Source organism: Rhodococcus sp. NPDC079359, assembly GCF_040702585.1.
In the GTDB taxonomy this organism is placed as follows: Bacteria; Actinomycetota; Actinomycetes; order Mycobacteriales; family Mycobacteriaceae; genus Rhodococcoides.
Genome location: NZ_JBFBLH010000002.1, coordinates 331,553 through 348,046 on the forward strand (window position 1 = coordinate 331,553; position 16,494 = coordinate 348,046).

The 16,494-nt window shown below is 63.8% G+C and carries 15 protein-coding genes; 10 read left to right on the plus strand and 5 right to left on the minus strand.

Annotation, left to right across the window (positions count from 1 at the left end):
• The first annotated feature begins 103 nt into the window (after window positions 1-103).
• Genes AB0362_RS06205 through AB0362_RS06215 form a run of 3 tightly spaced genes read left to right on the plus strand, consistent with a single transcriptional unit; the run spans window position 104 to window position 6,083 of the window.
• On the plus strand, window positions 104-982 hold the full coding sequence (locus AB0362_RS06205; RefSeq protein WP_317809991.1) for a universal stress protein: 879 nt from the start codon (window positions 104-106) through the stop codon (window positions 980-982).
• A complete protein-coding gene (locus tag AB0362_RS06210; RefSeq protein WP_317809990.1) occupies window positions 979-3,363 on the plus strand; it encodes a phosphoketolase family protein in 2,385 nt (794 codons plus the stop codon). The genes AB0362_RS06205 and AB0362_RS06210 overlap by 4 nt, the downstream gene beginning before the upstream one ends.
• Window positions 3,360-6,083 (plus strand): HAD-IC family P-type ATPase, encoded by a 2,724-nt coding sequence (locus AB0362_RS06215; RefSeq protein ID WP_317809989.1) that lies wholly within the window; start codon window positions 3,360-3,362, stop codon window positions 6,081-6,083. Before AB0362_RS06210 ends, AB0362_RS06215 begins: the two co-directional genes overlap by 4 nt.
• Here AB0362_RS06215 and AB0362_RS06220 read toward each other — a convergent pair.
• The 4 genes from AB0362_RS06220 to AB0362_RS06235 form a co-directional block, all read right to left on the minus strand.
• A complete protein-coding gene (locus AB0362_RS06220; RefSeq protein ID WP_317809988.1) occupies window positions 6,067-6,951 on the minus strand; it encodes a universal stress protein in 885 nt (294 codons plus the stop codon). The two genes, AB0362_RS06215 and AB0362_RS06220, sit on opposite strands and share 17 nt — an antisense overlap.
• Window positions 6,948-7,790: a universal stress protein gene (locus AB0362_RS06225; RefSeq protein WP_317809986.1), complete on the minus strand. Its 843-nt coding sequence runs from the start codon at window positions 7,788-7,790 to the stop codon at window positions 6,948-6,950. The genes AB0362_RS06220 and AB0362_RS06225 overlap by 4 nt, the downstream gene beginning before the upstream one ends.
• 107 nt (window positions 7,791-7,897) lie before the next feature.
• Window positions 7,898-9,610: a GAF domain-containing protein gene (locus AB0362_RS06230; RefSeq protein ID WP_317809984.1), complete on the minus strand. Its 1,713-nt coding sequence runs from the start codon at window positions 9,608-9,610 to the stop codon at window positions 7,898-7,900.
• The gene (locus tag AB0362_RS06235; protein ID WP_317809982.1) at window positions 9,603-10,274 is read right to left on the minus strand and encodes a response regulator transcription factor; all 672 of its coding nucleotides are present in this window, start codon (window positions 10,272-10,274) and stop codon (window positions 9,603-9,605) included. The genes AB0362_RS06230 and AB0362_RS06235 overlap by 8 nt, the downstream gene beginning before the upstream one ends.
• A 193-nt stretch (window positions 10,275-10,467) precedes the next feature.
• On the opposite strand from AB0362_RS06235, the gene AB0362_RS06240 reads away from it, so the two are divergent.
• From AB0362_RS06240 to AB0362_RS06270, 7 genes are all read left to right on the plus strand, one after another.
• Entirely contained in the window at window positions 10,468-11,379 is a 912-nt protein-coding gene (locus AB0362_RS06240; protein WP_317809981.1) for a universal stress protein, read from the plus strand.
• Window positions 11,376-12,560, plus strand: a complete 1,185-nt coding sequence (locus AB0362_RS06245) for a hypothetical protein (protein ID WP_317809979.1) — start codon at window positions 11,376-11,378, stop codon at window positions 12,558-12,560. The genes AB0362_RS06240 and AB0362_RS06245 overlap by 4 nt, the downstream gene beginning before the upstream one ends.
• Window positions 12,557-12,799 carry a three-helix bundle dimerization domain-containing protein gene (locus AB0362_RS06250; protein WP_366235177.1) on the plus strand — a complete coding sequence of 81 codons (243 nt, stop codon included), beginning with the start codon at window positions 12,557-12,559 and terminating at the stop codon, window positions 12,797-12,799. The genes AB0362_RS06245 and AB0362_RS06250 overlap by 4 nt, the downstream gene beginning before the upstream one ends.
• A 61-nt stretch (window positions 12,800-12,860) precedes the next feature.
• Window positions 12,861-13,163 carry a DUF4342 domain-containing protein gene (locus AB0362_RS06255; protein WP_317809977.1) on the plus strand — a complete coding sequence of 101 codons (303 nt, stop codon included), beginning with the start codon at window positions 12,861-12,863 and terminating at the stop codon, window positions 13,161-13,163.
• The gene (locus tag AB0362_RS06260) at window positions 13,160-14,107 is read left to right on the plus strand and encodes an ATP-binding cassette domain-containing protein (protein WP_317809975.1); all 948 of its coding nucleotides are present in this window, start codon (window positions 13,160-13,162) and stop codon (window positions 14,105-14,107) included. The genes AB0362_RS06255 and AB0362_RS06260 overlap by 4 nt, the downstream gene beginning before the upstream one ends.
• On the plus strand, window positions 14,104-14,943 hold the full coding sequence (locus tag AB0362_RS06265; RefSeq protein WP_317809974.1) for a hypothetical protein: 840 nt from the start codon (window positions 14,104-14,106) through the stop codon (window positions 14,941-14,943). Before AB0362_RS06260 ends, AB0362_RS06265 begins: the two co-directional genes overlap by 4 nt.
• 7 nt (window positions 14,944-14,950) lie before the next feature.
• Entirely contained in the window at window positions 14,951-15,589 is a 639-nt protein-coding gene (locus tag AB0362_RS06270) for an SRPBCC family protein (protein WP_317809973.1), read from the plus strand.
• Here AB0362_RS06270 and AB0362_RS06275 read toward each other — a convergent pair.
• Window positions 15,586-16,482, minus strand: a complete 897-nt coding sequence (locus tag AB0362_RS06275) for an alpha/beta fold hydrolase (RefSeq protein ID WP_317809972.1) — start codon at window positions 16,480-16,482, stop codon at window positions 15,586-15,588. The genes AB0362_RS06270 and AB0362_RS06275 overlap by 4 nt on opposite strands.
• Between the last annotated feature and the right edge of the window lie 12 nt (window positions 16,483-16,494).

Here is a 16,494-nt window from a genome sequence, read left to right on the forward strand (position 1 = left end):
TTCCGCCCCGCACCGAAGGACTTCCGCCTCTGTCTGCGACGGTCCGATTCGGGCCATGCTCGCTGTGTATCTGCACACGAAAGTCAAGGGACGGGATTTCGTCATGAATGCATCGAGCCGGGTAGTCGTCGGAGTCGACGGATCTGCCACATCGCTCGACGCGGTCCGCTGGGCAACACGCGAGGCCGTTCGACGCCACGCTCCGCTCGAGTTGGTCACGTCGTCGCTGTTCGCGCCGGGAACCTACGGCGATGCCATCAGTCTTCGGATCGGTTCGTTCTCGGACCCCGATGTCGAGGCCAAGCGCGTGCTGACCGCCGCGGTCGACGTTGCGCACAAGACCGCAGCGGGGAACTCGCTCATTCTCGACACTCGTCTCGAACACGGCTCTGCCGCACGAAACCTGACGCATTTCGACGTCGCGCCCGCCATGATCGTCGTCGGGTCGAGAGGTCTCGGCGAGTTCACCGGTGGATTGATCGGGTCGGTCAGTACCGCAGTGGTCTCGCATGCGAAATGCCCCGTGGCGGTGATCAAATCGAACATCATCAGCGACGGGCCGGTCGTCGTCGGCGTGGATTGCACCTCCAACAGCCAACCCGCCATCGGCTTCGCTCTGAAGGAAGCGTCACTGCGAGGCGTCGACCTCGTTGCGGTACACGCCTGGAGCGACCTCGAGCTGGGCAGCGTGTTGACGCGCGACGACGAGGGTCCGTGGGTCGATTCCGAACTCGCCGAGAAGACGTCGTTGGCGGAGAGCCTGGCCGGATGGTCGGAGGACTACCCGGACGTCACCATCCATCGTGTGGTGGTTCAGGACAGGCCGGTTCGTGAACTGGTCCGCGCGTCCGAGACAGCGCAGTTGATCGTCGTGGGAAGCCGCGGTCGGGGCGGATTCGCGTCGATGCTTCTCGGTTCCACCTCGCGCGCGGTGCTCCATTCGGTCGATGTTCCCGTCGTTGTCGTACCCACCGATCGATGAGCGCACCGGCGGTCGAATCTTTTTACGGTTCCAACGAATTGGACGCAGACCTGCGCTATTGGGCTGCGGCGAACTATCTGACGGTGGCGCAGATCTATCTGCAGGACAACGTGTTGCTGCGTCGGCCTCTGACAGCCGAACACATCAAGCCGAGGCTGCTCGGGCACTGGGGTACGAGTCCCGGGCTGTCGATGATCTACACACTGCTCAATCGTGTGATCTGCCGAACCGGTTCGGACTGGCTGTACGTCACCGGTCCGGGCCACGGCGGTCCGGCGTTGGTGGCGAACACCTACCTCGAGGGCACCTACAGCGAGATCTACCCGGACATCTCGCTCGACAACGACGGCGTCCAACGTCTGTGCCGTCAATTCTCCACTCCCGGAGGCATTCCGAGCCACGTGAGCGTCCAGACTCCGGGCAGCATTCACGAGGGCGGCGAGCTGGGCTACGCCCTCGTCCACGCCGCCGGTGCAGCGTTCGACAATCCCGATCTGATCGTCGCCTGTGTCGTCGGGGACGGTGAGGCCGAAACCGGTCCGCTGTCCGGTTCGTGGAAGATCCCGGCCTTTCTCAATCCGATTCGCGACGGTGCCGTGTTGCCCATCCTGCACCTGAACGACGGAAAGATATCCGGACCGACGGTTCTCGGTCGCAGCACCGATCAATCGATCGCGGACTACCTGAGCGGCCAGGGTTGGGCTCCGCTGTTCGTCGAAGGCGATGATCCACGAGAAGTGTTCCCGGCGCTCGAAAGCGCCCTCACCCGCGCCCACGAGACGATCGAGAGAATCCAGCACACCGCCCGCAGCGGCGAACCACAGCACGACATCGAATGGCCCGCCATCGTTCTCCGCACTCCCAAGGGCTGGACCGGACCGCACGAGGTGGACGGCAAGCTCATCGAGGGCACCCACTGGGCGCACCAGGTGCCGCTGTCGGGTGTCCGCGAGAACCCAGCACATCTGGATCTGCTCGAGAAGTGGCTACTCTCCTACGATCCCCGATCGCTGTTCGACGACGCCGGTGCCCCGGTGGCGGCCGTTCGCGAGCTTGCTCCGTCGGGCACCGAACGTCTCGGTGCCACTCCGTACGCAAACGGCGGTGTCCTGTTGCAGCCCCTGGCCATTCGCGACCTCGAGAACTATGCACTCACCGTCGAGTCCCCGGGGCGCACCTCGCACGAGACGACCACGGTGCTCGGGGAGATGATGCGCGATATCTACCTCGACAACGCACAGCCCAACGGCGGCGGCAACTTTCGTCTGTTCTGTCCCGACGAGACCGCGAGCAATCGCCTGCAGGCCGTGTTCGAGGCCACCGACAGATGCTGGCAGTTGCCGACCACCGAGTTCGACGACAATCTAGGTCCCGACGGCCGCGTGATGGAAGTGCTCAGTGAGCATCTGTGCGAGGGCTGGTTCGAGGCGTACCTGCTGTCGGGTCGACACGGTCTCTTCGCGAGCTACGAGGCCTTCGCCATGGTGAGCGTGTCGATGCTCATCCAGCACACCAAGTGGCTCCAGCATGCGGCCACACTCGCGTGGCGGGCACCCGTCGCGTCGCTCAACGTGTTGCTCACCAGCACGTGTTGGCGCAACGACCACAACGGATTCAGCCATCAGGGCCCCGGACTGATCGACGCGGTGATTCCGCTGGCACCGGACGTGGTGCGCGTGTGGCTACCACCGGACTCCAACACTCTGCTCGCCGTTGCCGATCATTGCTTCCGCAGTCGAGGTCACGTCAACGTTCTGGTGGTGGACAAGCAGAGTCACCCGCAGTATCTGACGCTTCCCGAGGCGCGGGCGCATGCCGCGGCGGGTGCGTCCCGCTGGGACTGGGCCGGCACCGAAGGGAACGAGGAGGATCCCCAGATCGTTCTGGCGTGTGCCGGCGACGTACCGACCGAGGAAACCCTCGCTGCCGCAGAGTTGTTGCGTACGTGGACTCCCGAGCTCAGGGTTCGCGTGGTCAACGTCATCGATCTGATGGCGCTGCTCCCCGTCGTCGATCATCCGCACGGATTCTCAGACGAGCAGTTCGTGGATCTGTTCACCGCCTCGGTCGATGTGGTCTTCGCGTTCCACGGCTATCCCCGTGCGGTGCATCAACTGGTGCACGGCCGACCCGACGCCCAACGGTTCCACGTTCGCGGATTCATCGAACAGGGCACCACGACAACACCGTTCGACATGGTGGTGCTCAACAAGATCAGTCGCTATCACCTCGCGCTCGCAGCACTCGACCGAGCGCGCACCGCGCCGGCCGGTGCCGAGCAACTGCGGCAGCACTGCCAGGACCAACTCGCACGCCACGACGCCTACATCCGAGAGCATTTCGAGGACCTCCCGGAGATTCGGCAGTGGCGGTGGTCGTGACACTAGTGGGCGGAGAGACTGGGGAACGTCACGCTCTGTCCGTCGACGAGGTCGTGGTCTCCGTCGCTTCGAGCCTCGATCGCGGTCTGAGCGTGGACGAAGTGGCCCGACGTACCCTCCGGTTCGGGCCCAACGTGCTCCCGGCCAGAGCCGGCCCCGGATGGCCCCGACGCCTGCTCGGTCAGTTCCACAATCCGCTGATCTACGTTCTGATCGCCGCCGGCACGATCACAGCGGCACTGGCCGAATACGTCGACTCCGCAGTGATTTTCGCTGTCGTCGTGCTGAACGCAGCAATCGGGTTCGTTCAGGAGTCCAAGGCCGGTTCGGCGCTGGAATCTCTTCGGTCGATGGCACGGACTCCGGCGCGCGTGGTGCGCGACGGGGAGGTGCACTCCCTGTCATCCGAGGACGTGGTGCCGGGCGACCTGGTGCGATTGGAAGCCGGAGACAAGGTCCCCGCCGATCTCAGGCTGGTACACACGACCGGCTTGGAGGTCGACGAGTCCACCCTGACCGGTGAGTCCGAACCCTCTGCAAAAGGCACTGCAGCAGTACCGCCGTCGACCCTACTCGCCGACCGAACCAACATGGGCTACTCCGGCACCCTCGTCACGGCAGGAACGGGGACCGGCATCACCGTCGCCACCGCGTCCGATACCGAACTCGGGGGCATTCACCGTCTCGTCGGGTCGGCTCGGCCGCTGGCCACACCGCTGACTGCGAAACTCGCCGAGTTCGGCAGGATCCTGACGTTCGCGATTCTCGGGCTGGCCGCTGTCACCTTCGGAGTCGGGCTGCTCCGAGGCCAGGACACCGTCGAAACTTTCGTCGCCGCAGTCGCACTCGCCGTCGGCGCAATTCCCGAGGGCTTGCCTGCAGCAGTGACGATCACCCTGGCCATCGGGGTCTCCAGAATGGCACGACGTGGTGCCGTCATCCGGCAGCTGCCCGCTGTCGAAACCCTGGGCAGCACCACGGTCATCTGTTCCGACAAGACCGGCACGTTGACCCAGAACCAGATGACGGTGCGAGCTCTGTGGACGATCGACGGCGAAATCGTGGTCACCGGTTCGGGATACGAGCCTGTCGGTGACCTGACGGAGGACGGTGATCTCGTGTCCGCGGACCACGACGACGCACTGCGGTGGTCACTTCTCACCGGTGCCGTGTGCAACGACGCGTCGCTGCGACAGATCGACGATGAGTGGACGATCGTCGGAGATCCGACGGAAGCCGCGATGATCGTGGCTGCGATCAAAGCCGATATCGACACCCAGGACTTCCTCGACGGGAATCCACGATCCGGGAGCATTCCGTTCAGCTCGGACCGTCAGTTCATGGCCACGCTCCATCGTTCCCGCAGCGACGAGCACGGGTTCGCCCTCGTCAAGGGGGCCGTGGAGCGCATCATCGACATGAGCGAGACGATGATGGATTCCGAAGGCCGACTGCGTCCGATCGATCGTCATCGCATATCCGAGGCAGCCGAAGACCTCGCAGGACGAGGACTGCGCGTGTTGGCCACTGCGCGCACCACTACCGGAGCGGCAGTGGATTTCACGGTGGACGGCCTGCCGGGGACGCTCGTGTTCACGGGCCTCGAAGCCATGATGGACCCGCCCCGTGAGGCCGCGACGTCCGCTGTACAGGCCTGCCGCTCCGCCGGGATCTCCGTCAAGATGATCACCGGTGACCACGCCGTAACCGCGACCGTCATTGCCCAGCAGGTCGGTTTGCTGGATCGAGGTGACGCAGACGGGTCGGTGCTGACCGGATCCGACCTCTCGTCGTTGAGCGCGGACGACTATCCGGACGCGGTCGATCGTGCGGTCGTCTTCGCCAGGGCCAGCCCCGAACAGAAGCTTCAGCTGGTCGAGTCCCTGCAGTCGCGCGGCCACGTTGTCGCCATGACCGGTGACGGCGTCAACGATGCGCCTGCACTGCGCCGGGCGAACATCGGGGTCGCGATGGGCCACAGCGGAACCGAGGTGGCCAAGGATGCGTCCGATGTCGTGCTGACCGAGGACGACTTCTCCACCATCGAGGCCGCGGTGGAAGAAGGCCGTGGTGTGTTCGACAACCTGACCAAGTTCATCGCGTGGACGCTGCCCACCAATCTTGCCGAGGGCCTCGTCATCCTGGTCGCGATCGTGTGCGGCACGGCTCTGCCGATCCTTCCCACCCAAATTCTGTGGATCAACATGACCACTGCCGTCGCTTTGGGCCTGATGTTGGCGTTCGAGCCCAAGGAGCCCGAGATCATGTCGAGGTTGCCGCGCCGACCCGACGAGCCGCTTCTGACGCGAGCACTCATGGTGCGGATTCTGTTGGTGTCGACCGTGCTCGTGGTCGGTGCCTGGGCGATCTTCGAGTGGGCGCAGAGCCGCGGGGCCGGCCTCGACGAGGCACGCACTGTCGCGCTCAACATGTTCGTCGCTGCCGAGATCGCCTACCTGTTCAGCTGTCGATCACTGACACGTTCGGCTTGGCAGCTCGGTCTGTTCACCAACCGGTGGATCGTTGTCGGGGTGCTCACCCAAATCGCGGGCCAGATGGCGCTGACGTACCTTCCGGCCATGAATGCGTTGTTCGGTACCGCACCGATCGGCATCGATTCGTGGCTGCTGATCGGTGCGGTGTCCGTAGTGCTGTCGCTCGTCGTCGGGATCGACCAGCGGGTCCACAATCGTAGGGCGCTCGCTACCCGCGGGCGATGATCAACGGACAGTCGACGCGGTGGGCCAGCGAACGGACGGTGGATCCGAGAAGTCGGTCGCTGAAACCGTTGCGGCCGGTCGAACCGACGACGACGGCCTGCGCCCGCGGTGATACCTCGAGAATCTTCTCGACCACGTTGCCGCGCAACACCTTTTGCTGAACCACTACGTCCGGATACTGCTCGCTCCAGCCGGACAGGCTCTCTGCCAACACGGTTCGACCGTTCGACACGATCGCGTCGGATCTGTCGGTCGCGGACGCGTCGGGCGACGAGATCAGTTCGTCCGTCGACACGTGGACTGCAACCAATTCTGTTCCTCGGAGCGAGGCTTCGTCGAATGCCAACCGAACAGCCTTCTGGTTGTGCGGCGACCCGTCGATTCCGAGGACAACAGGGCCTCGTGACGAATCCACCTCGACGCTTCCCGGCACGATGACCACCGGGCAGTGTGCTTGAACCGCCACCGCGGTGCTCACCGAGCCGAGCAGTTCGGCGAAGTATTCGCCGTTGCCGCGCGAGCCGACCACCATCATCGACGCACTCGAGCTCTGATCGAGCATGGCTTGAATCGTCGGTCCCACAATCGATTCGCTCATGATGGTGAGCGCGTCCGGGTTCTTCACCGAGCGTCGAGCAACCAGCGACGCCCAGGCCAGGGTCGACTCTGCGGCTGTGTGCTCCTCGGAGCCGATGTGAGTCGGCAGCGCGACGAAACTCGTGTACAGGGCCTTGACTTGGTAGGCGGACACCAGCTTCACCGGTAGCCCACGCAACTCGGCCGCACGCGCGGCCCAACCGACTGCGTCGAGCGACGAGCCGGAGCCGTCGACACCGACGACGATCGGAGACTTCCTCGGGGTACTCATGCGTGCGGGACGACGAGGACGGAGCAATGGGCATGCCGCAGGACGGCGGTCAGAGTTCGCCCCGGCACTCGGTCTCGTTCGTGACCGACCACCATCAGTTGGGCTGTCTCTGACATAGCGACCAACTCCGATCCCGAGTCGGCCTCGGCGTACACCGACGCCACGCGAATATCCGGGTAGTCCGCGCCGAAGGGTTCGAGTCGAACATCCATTGCCGATTCGGGATGAAGCCCGTCGGCAGGGCCACCGAGAGCAGCCGTGAGAATGGACGCGACAGATTGGGTGTGCACAGCCAGCACGCCGGCCCCTCGCATCGATGCCTCGCGAAATGCTTGATGCACAACGACATCGGTTGCCGATACTTCGGTATCACCCAGCGCTGCCACTACCGGGCCGTGCCCTTGCGCGTCGAAGTGCCGGACGATCGCCACGGGATTGGGTGAGGCTTCGACCACGGCACCGACCATCGATCCGAGTACCCAGGCGGCCACCGCACTGCCGGTGGTGGTCCCCACTACCAGCAGAGACGCAGATCCGGCTTCGGTCGACATCACCGATTCGGGCCGACCGCGCAGAACGACCGACTCCACAGCAACCGACGGATCGATCGCTGCGGCCACGTCCGCGGCGCGGCTCAATGCCGTGCGGGCGTAGTCCCCGTCGACATCCGGAGCGCCGTATACGGTTTCGGCCATTGCGTGTCTGTCGATGACGTGGATCAAGCGAAGCGACGTGCCCCGTCCCCGTGCCTCCTGCACGGCGAACCGGACCGCATCGAGTGCGGTCTCCGATCCGTCGATACCGACCGTGACCGGTCCGGTGGAATGTGAAGTGTTCATCAGATGCCTCTCGATGGTGCGCGTCTACAACGAGAACGCTACGAGTGCAGGCACACCGGTCACAGCAGTCCGAGGTCATCGGAACAGGTGACCAAGGTCGTCCGTCGTCAGGGCAGCGGTACCGACCAGATCAACTCGGTGCCACCTGCGTCGGCTGCGGACGGCCTGAGGATCAGCGCGCCGCCGCATTCGAGTGCACGCGCTTCGAGGTTTGCCAGTCCACTACGAGTGATGTTCTCGTCCAACCCTGTTCCGTCGTCGGAAACCTCGATGCGGAGATCGTCCCCGACAGCCAGTGTCACATTGACGGTCTCGGCGCGTGCGTGATGGACAACGTTGCTCACCGCTTCACGAATGACGGCGACGGCGTGGTCGGCGAGGAAACTGTCGATGACCGACAGGGGCCCGAACATGCGAACCACGGCGCGAATGGGAACGCTCTCGGTGAGTTCGAGGACGGCTCCGTTGACGCGCTGCCGAAGGCGAGTGGTCGAGTGCGTCGCGCTCTGCAGGTCGAAGATCGTCGTGCGGATGTCCTGGACGGTGTCCTGCAGGTCATCGATGGTGCGGGCCAGACGCTGACGAATGTCGTCGAGCTCGGTCTTCTGCAACGTGCTCTGCAGCGACAATCCGGCTGCGAAGATCCGTTGGATGACGTGATCGTGAAGGTCCCTGGCGATCCTGTCGCGGTCCGCGAGGACGTCCAGCTCGTGCATTCGTCGGGTGGTGTCGGCCATCTGCATGACGAGCGCGGCCTGGTCGGCGAAGCTGGAAATGAGATCGAGTTGAGAGTCGTTGAAGACCGGTGCGCCTTTTCGGCGCAGCGTCACCAGGACTCCTCGCACGCCGTCCGCTACCCGTAGCGGCGAGATCAGCGCCGGGCCGAACGTGTTCGCCACGTGCTCGTTGGGCCGGTAGTCCAAGTTCTCCTTGCGGGTAGCCGTCCGAAGACGATATGCCGCACCGGAACTCGATCCCTCGATCGGGATGAGCGAACCCACCAGAGCGTCTGCGTCGTGCCCCTCGGCGACCGAGATGTTCAACCGGGACACCACATCGGCGTGTTGGTCCGCGTCGGCGGGGACGGCGATGAACGCAGTGTCGGCCCCGGTCAGATGCAAGGCTCGCCTCGACACCATGTGCAGGACTTCGTCGATGTCGCTCCCGGCCAGCAGTTCGGTACCGATGTCCCGCATCGCTTCCATCCACGATTGACGGATCCGCGACTCCTCGTACAGGTGTGCGTTCTCGATCGCGATTCCGGCCGCCGACGCGAGTGCGCGCGTCACCACCTCGTCGTCCTCGGTGAACTGGGCTCCGTCCTTCTTCTCGGTGAGGTACACGTTTCCGAACACCTCGTCTCGCACCCGAATGGGCACGCCGAGAAACGATTTCATCGGCGGATGGTTGGGCGGGAAGCCCACCGCCTCAGGATGTGCCGAGAGGTCGTCGAGTCTCAGGACATGGGGTTGATCGATCAGCAGACCCAGCACACCTCGGCCGGTGGGCAGGTGGCCGATCGCGTCCCGCACGTCGTCGTCCATACCGTGATGAATGAACGCCTTCAGATCGTGACCGTCGCCTCGGACGCCGAGTGCACCGTACCGGGCACCGACGAGGTTGACTGCCGACTCCACGATCGACCGCAACGTCACCTCCAGATCGAGGCCGGAGGTGATGACGAACATTGCGTCGAGCAGACCGTCCGCCTGCACGCGCGCATCCGCGATGCGCCCGATTCGGTCCTGTACCTCGGCCAGCAGTTCACCGAGCCGGAGCTGCGGCAGCCCGGAATCGTGCTCGCCGTGACGATCATCCATCCGACGAACCTGGTTGCATATCCGATTTCGGGTTCGTATCGGCCAGTCTCGACGCATACACCGCAGCCTGGGTGCGCCGCTCCATCCCGAGTTTGGCCAGCAGCCGGGAGACGTAGTTCTTCACCGTCTTCTCCGCCAGGAACATTCGAGCGGCGATCTGCCGATTCGTCAGCCCCTCCCCCAAAAGGTCGAGCAGTGTGCGTTCCTGCCCGGTGAGGTGGTCGATCGGTCCTGGAGCGGCCGTGCCCGCGCGCAGCTTGTCCATCAGCGCTGCTGCTGCACGATTGTCCAACAGCGATCGACCCGAACCGACATCCTTGATCGCGCGGGTCAACTCCATACCGGTGATGTCCTTGACGACGTACCCGCTCGCACCGGCGAGGATTGCGTCGAGCATGGCTTGATCCTCGGTGAACGAGGTCAGCATCATGCATTTGAGATCGGGGAGTCGGTCGAGCAGTTCGCGACAGAGCTCGATGCCGTTTCCATCGGGGAGACGCACATCGAGAACAGCGACGTCGGGCCTCAACGCGGGAATACGAGCGAGTGCCTGTGCGCAACTTCCGGCTTCACCGATCACGGAAAGATCGGGATCGGAATCGATGAGATCGATCAGACCTCGTCGCACGATCTCGTGATCGTCGACCAAAAACACTGTGACCACGTCCAGCCCCTCGCCTGCGTCCTCGGTGGGCGCTTCTTACACAACACTACGGACCCGCAAGCGGGCGAGCTTCACCTTTGGTCATCGAAAGTGGAGCCGAAAGTCCCTGACGTCGGTGTAGTTGTCCTGGCGCGCGGATGCCGGGCCGGAGGGTCTGATGGAGCTCCGAGACCACCATGAAGGGAAACATCAGATGGGCATATCCCACACCGTGGTAGGAGTCGACGGTTCCGCGGCGTCTCTCGACGCCCTCCGATGGGCCGTGCTCGATGCCGAACTGCACAGCTCCGACCTGACGATCGTCTCTGCTGTCCCGACGGTACTCACAGGCCTCGACGCCCTGCCCGAACGAACATCGGCGCACCTGAGGTCCGAAACGAACCTCATTCTGGACGAGGCCATGTCGATAGCTCGAGCCGCAGGATCGGCCGCGTCGACCATCGCCGTCGACGTACTTCTGTCGGATCGACCCGCCGCCGCGACCTTGCTCGAGTTGTCCGAGACGTCTCGCATGGTCGTCATCGGAACGCACGGACTCGGTGCGGCACAGCGTGCGTCGTTGGGTTCGGTCAGCGTTGCGCTGAGTACGCACTCGCACTGCCCGGTCACGGTCGTACATGCGTGGCCGACGGGCGGCTACACACAGTCCGAAGCGGTCGTGGTCGGCGTCGATGGGACCTCGGCCGCCATGGGCGCGGTGGAGTGGGCATTCGAGGAAGCCGAAGTCCGAGGCGTGACGCTTACTGCTGTGCACGCATGGGCCGATTCCGATCTGTCGATAGGGATGTCGGTTCCCGGTCTCGAATGGGCAACTCACCGACCCGAAGCCGACGACGTATTGGCAAGGGCCGTCGATGATTGCGCGCGCCGGCATCCGACGGTAGCGCTGCGACATGTGGCGGTCAGAGACCGCCCGGTCCACGCACTGCTGGACCACGCACAGAGCGCCCAACTACTGGTGCTGGGCAGTCATGGTCGCGGCGGATTCGCCGGAATGATGCTCGGTTCCACCAGCCGCTCGGTGATGGCACGCGCGTCGTGTCCGGTCACCGTCGTGCCCAGCTCCGCCCGCGAGAGAACGACTACGACGAAGGAACATTCGTGAAGAAGATAGCTCTGATCTCAATGGGATCGATTGCAGGAGTGGCGATACTCGGTCTCGGGATCGTTCTCGCGGTCGGTGGAATCTTCTCCCCTGCCCACTACCTGGATCCGTGGTCTTCGGACTACTCCGACGGTTTCGACGACCCACGGATGAAGGTCGTCGCGCGCGCCGAACTGGCCCCCAGCAGCCACAACACACAGCCGTGGACGGTCGTCTTCGATCAGTCCGACGCGCAGGTGCTCTACCTCTACGTGGACGCCACTCGCCTCACTCCCGCAGTGGATCCGCTGGCCCGACAAGCCATGCTCTCGCAGGGAACGTTTCTGCAGTACTTCGAGGTGGCGGCCGCTGAAATGGGATACCGGTCGACCGTCGAGCTGTTCCCGGCCGGTCCTTACGACGAGGCCGACCTGATGCGATCGATGAACGACGTACCGGTTGCGAAGGTGACTCTCGCAGAGGATGCGTCGGTCGTCACCGAGGACTTCGATTCTCTGTTCCTCTCGGACACCAATCGTGCCCCCTACTCGGACACCCCGTTGACAGCCACCGAACGCGACGCACTGACGGAGTTGGCAACCGGTTCCGGCGCAACCGTGGAGATAGTCACCGATGCCGAGAACATGGCGACTCTCGGCGACTTCGCTGTCGAGGGCACCCTCGTCGAGAGCCGGTACACCCCGGCAACCGAGGAGAGCGCGGCGTTGTTCCATCCCAACGAAGGCGCGAAGAACGATGCCCGGTCCGGGTTCGCCGTGGAAGGTCAGGGAACCAGCGGATTCATGAAGTACCTACTGCAGGGGCTGATCACGATCGTGCCGTCGATCAACGACGACGCGGCCACTGCGAAGAATGCAATTTCGTCGACCGACGAGGCCGTTGCACATACCCCTGCGTACGCACTGGTGAGCACGGCATCCAATTCCCGGGCGGAGCAGGTACAGGCGGGGATGCTCTACGCCGATCTGTCGCTACGTGCACGCACTCTCGGGTTGGTGATGCAACCGCTGAGTCAGGTCCTCCAGGAGTATTCCGAGATGGCCGGCCCGTACGCGGCAATTCACGAGGAATACGCGCCTGAGGGCCAAACGATTCAGATGATGGTGCGACTCGGTTCCCCCACAGCGCAATACCCGACTTCGATGAGGCGCGATGCCGCCACGTTGGTCCGAACGCCATGACGACCACCCAAGAGAACCACATCGCCGAAATTGGCGTCAGGCTGGGGACAGCCTTCCCCGACACTGCGACAGCGGTGATCGACGAGGCTATCGCAACAGAGTATTCCCGTTTCGATGGGCGAACGATCCGCGATTTCGTTCCCCTGCTGGTCGAGCGAAGTACCCGGGCAGCTCTCCACGCAGCCGCGAATCGGGGGCACAAAGCCCCTACCCGCAGTGTATTTCTTACTCCACACTGATCTTCAACCCTTACAACATAATTCGACACGACTCGTACCTCGAGCAGAACGGACTTCGATCATGAATACCTCCGACTCCACAGACACACGAGAAGCAACCCCCCTGATCGACACCATGCAGACCAGGGGAGCCGACGTGACCGCAACCGTGAAGAAGCTGCTGCACGACGGCAACATTCGTCGAATAGTGGTGAAGAACGAGCACGACCACACCATCATCGAGATCCCCGTCACCGCCGGTCTCGCATTCGCCGTCGTCGCTCCGGTTCTGGTCGCCGTCGCTGCTGTTGCCGCCGTGGTCGAGAACTGCAAGATCGAAGTCCACCGTGTCGACGAACATGTATTCGCCACGCAGTCACGATGAACTTCCCGATCGAAGTACAGGCACTGAGCAAGAGTTACGGCAACAAACTCGTCATCGACGGCCTGTCGTTCGTTGTCGAACCCGGCACTGTCACCGGCTTTCTCGGACCGAACGGATCGGGTAAGTCCACCACCATGCGGTTGATCGTCGGCTTGGATCGCCCCAGCGCCGGCACCGCACTGATCGGCGGTGTCGAGTACGCCCAGCTGAGCAAACCTCTCCTCACTGTGGGAACCCTGTTGGACTCCGAGGCCGTCCACCCGGGACGATCGGCATACGCTCATCTGCTGTATCTTGCTCGAACTCAACATATTCCGACCACACGCATCATCGATGTTCTGGAGCTGGTCGGGCTACGCGACGTCAGCGGCGAACGTACCGGATCGTTCTCGCTCGGTATGAGGAAGCGACTCGGGATTGCCGCAGCACTGCTCGGCGACCCGACGGTGCTGATCCTGGACGAGCCGATCAACGGCTTGGATCCGGACGGCATCTATTGGATGCGCAACCTCATGAAGAACCTGGCGGGAGAGGGACGAACGGTCTTCGTCTCCAGCCATCTGATGGGCGAGATGGCGCAGACTGCAGACCATCTCGTCGTCATCGATCACGGCCGACTGATCGCCGAATGCACTCCCGCAGAGCTGATTGCCCGCAGCAGTCGAGCGTCGGTGCTGGTGTCGTCATCCGACTCGACGAGTCTCGCCGCAGTGATCGAGGCGGACGGAGGTACCGCCGACATCCTCGGCCACGATGGACTCACCGTTCATGATCTCTCGGCGCACCGGGTCGGGGAACTCGCCCAACAGCAACACATCGCGATCTATCAGCTGACCCCGCAGGAGGCGTCGCTGGAAGAAGCGTTCATGACACTCACCCACCTCGACGATGTCGAGCACGACCGACAGCTCGTCACCCACTCTCGCGGACAGGCGAACCCATGAGTATCACCGCACAGCGCATCGCATCGGCACCTCGCGAGCGCGAACACCACCGCACCGACGTTGTCGGACTGGTGTTATCGGAATGGACGAAGCTGATTTCGCTGCGTTCGACGATCTGGTCGTTGGCCGCATTGGTGATCGTCACGGTGGGCTTCACCGGGTTTTTCACCTGGTTCACCGTCGCTTACTGGGACAACGTCGATCCGGCGTCACAGCTCCAGATCGTCACCGACCCCGCGCGGCAGATCCTCGGTGCAGGATTCCAACTCGGTCAGTTGGCGGTGTGTGTCCTCGGAGTCCTGGTGGTCACCAGCGAATACGCGAGCGGCACGATCAGGGCCAGCCTGCTGGCGGTCCCCTCACGAATACCGATGTTGGCCGCCAAGACCGGCGTGTTCATGGCCGTCGTGTTCGTGATCGGTGAGATCACGGCCTTTCCCACATTCTTCCTCGGGTCGGCAATCATGGATTCACGTGCCTCGGTGTCGCTGAGCGATCCGGGTGTGCTGCGAGCGGTGATCGGTGCCGGTCTGTACCTTGCGCTGCTCGGTGCCATGGCAGTCGCCGTCGGTGCCATCGTCCGACACACCGCGGGTGCCATCACCGGCATCATCGGATTCGTTCTCGTACTGGCCCCGCTGACCCAGCTGATCCCCGGCACCGTCGGCCGGTACATCCAGGCGTACCTACCCTCGCAGGCAGGCAGCCTGATCGCCTCACCCCGGCAAGCCCCCGGCGACTTACTCACTCCCTGGCAGGGTTTCGGAGTCGCAGCACTGTGGACGGTGCTGCTGCTCGCACTCGCGTCGTATCTCCTGCGCCGACGCGATGCGTGAGACCGGAATGAACGAGCTCGCCGAGTCGGCCGCTGGTGCCGGCCTGATCGCGTTCCACGTCCTGGCCTCAGTTCCCCTGCGCCGGTGGCGTACGACATGGGGTGCGACGCAGGCGGAGGTGAACGAAACGTTGCCCGGTGACGACAGCGTGCCACACCCGGCGTGGGGGTACACCCATGCGATCGATGTCGACACGACGCCGGATCTCGTGTGGCCATGGTTGACTCAGATCGGTCAGCAACGTGCAGGTTTCTACAGCTATCGCGGACTCGAGAACATGGTCGGCTGCAACATCACGGCGGCAACGGGACTCGATCCTTGGTTCCAGACGCTGGCGGTCGGCGACTCTGTGATCTTGCATCCACAAGCACCGTCTCTGACAGTGACCGTGGTCGACGACGGGACGGCCTTGGTGCTGCTGGGCGCAGACCCCGAATCGGCCGACCGGGCACTCTGGTCGTTTCATCTACGACCCCTGCCCGGCGGTCGAACTCGACTGATCGAGCGCGGAAGATACTCGCACTCGACGTCGTTCAAGAGCAACCTGACCTTCGGCCGCTACTTCGTCGAGCCCATCGGATTCGTCATGAGCAGAAAGATGCTGCGCACCATTGCTGCGAATGCTATTGCAGCGCAGGCAATCTAGTTTCTCTGCAGCACCCCACCCAGACTCCGTAGATCATCGAGGATCGCAGGAACCCGGCTCATCAGGGAGATGTGCCCCTCTCCCTCGATCAGATGCGCCTGCGCGCCGGCGACATTCGCTGCCAGCCATCGCGCGTGCGCGAACGGCACCATCGTGTCGAGGCTGCCCTGCCAGATCGACACGGGAGTCGAGATTCGGCTCGTATCGAATCCCCAGGGGCGCGTATGGGTCAGGTCGTCGTCGCGCCACCCGACGATGCCCTGACGGCCGGCCGCGTTGACCGATGCGGCAAGGTACTCGGTCAGCTCATCGGTCAGCGCGGCACGGTCGACCGGCGGAGCCAATGCTCCCAATCCGGCCGCCACCTGATCCGGCGTGACACCGAAGAAACCCTTTCGCACATCGAGGAACGTTTCCAGTGCCTCGACACCGGCGAAGACGGCCGTGTACTCGTCGATGTTCTCTTCGGCCATCCCATCGCGAATGTCACCGTCGTACTCGGCGGCCGGCGCTATCCCGACACAGCAGGCAGCGGCCAGGCATCGTCCTGGCAGCATCGCAGCGCACGCCAGTGCGCGCGGTCCCCCGCCGGACCAGCCGATGGTCAGGAACTCATCGATCCCGAGGTGGTCGAGCACAGTCGCGGTGTCCTCGGCATCGTCGGCAACCTGCGCCGTGGTGGCACCGTTCGGGCGCGGAGACGACGCTCCGTACCCGGGCCGTGAGTAGGACACGACCCGGAGTCCCCGCTCCGCCGCAGCGCGTTCGAGGGTCGGGAACGGCACCGCACCCTGTGGTGTGCCGTGGTGGTAGACGAGCGGAAAGGCGTCCGCGGGGCCGGTGTCGAGTACTTCGAGGTTGCGGCCGTCTGTTGTCCGAACGAGGACGGTCATCGGCGTTCCGCC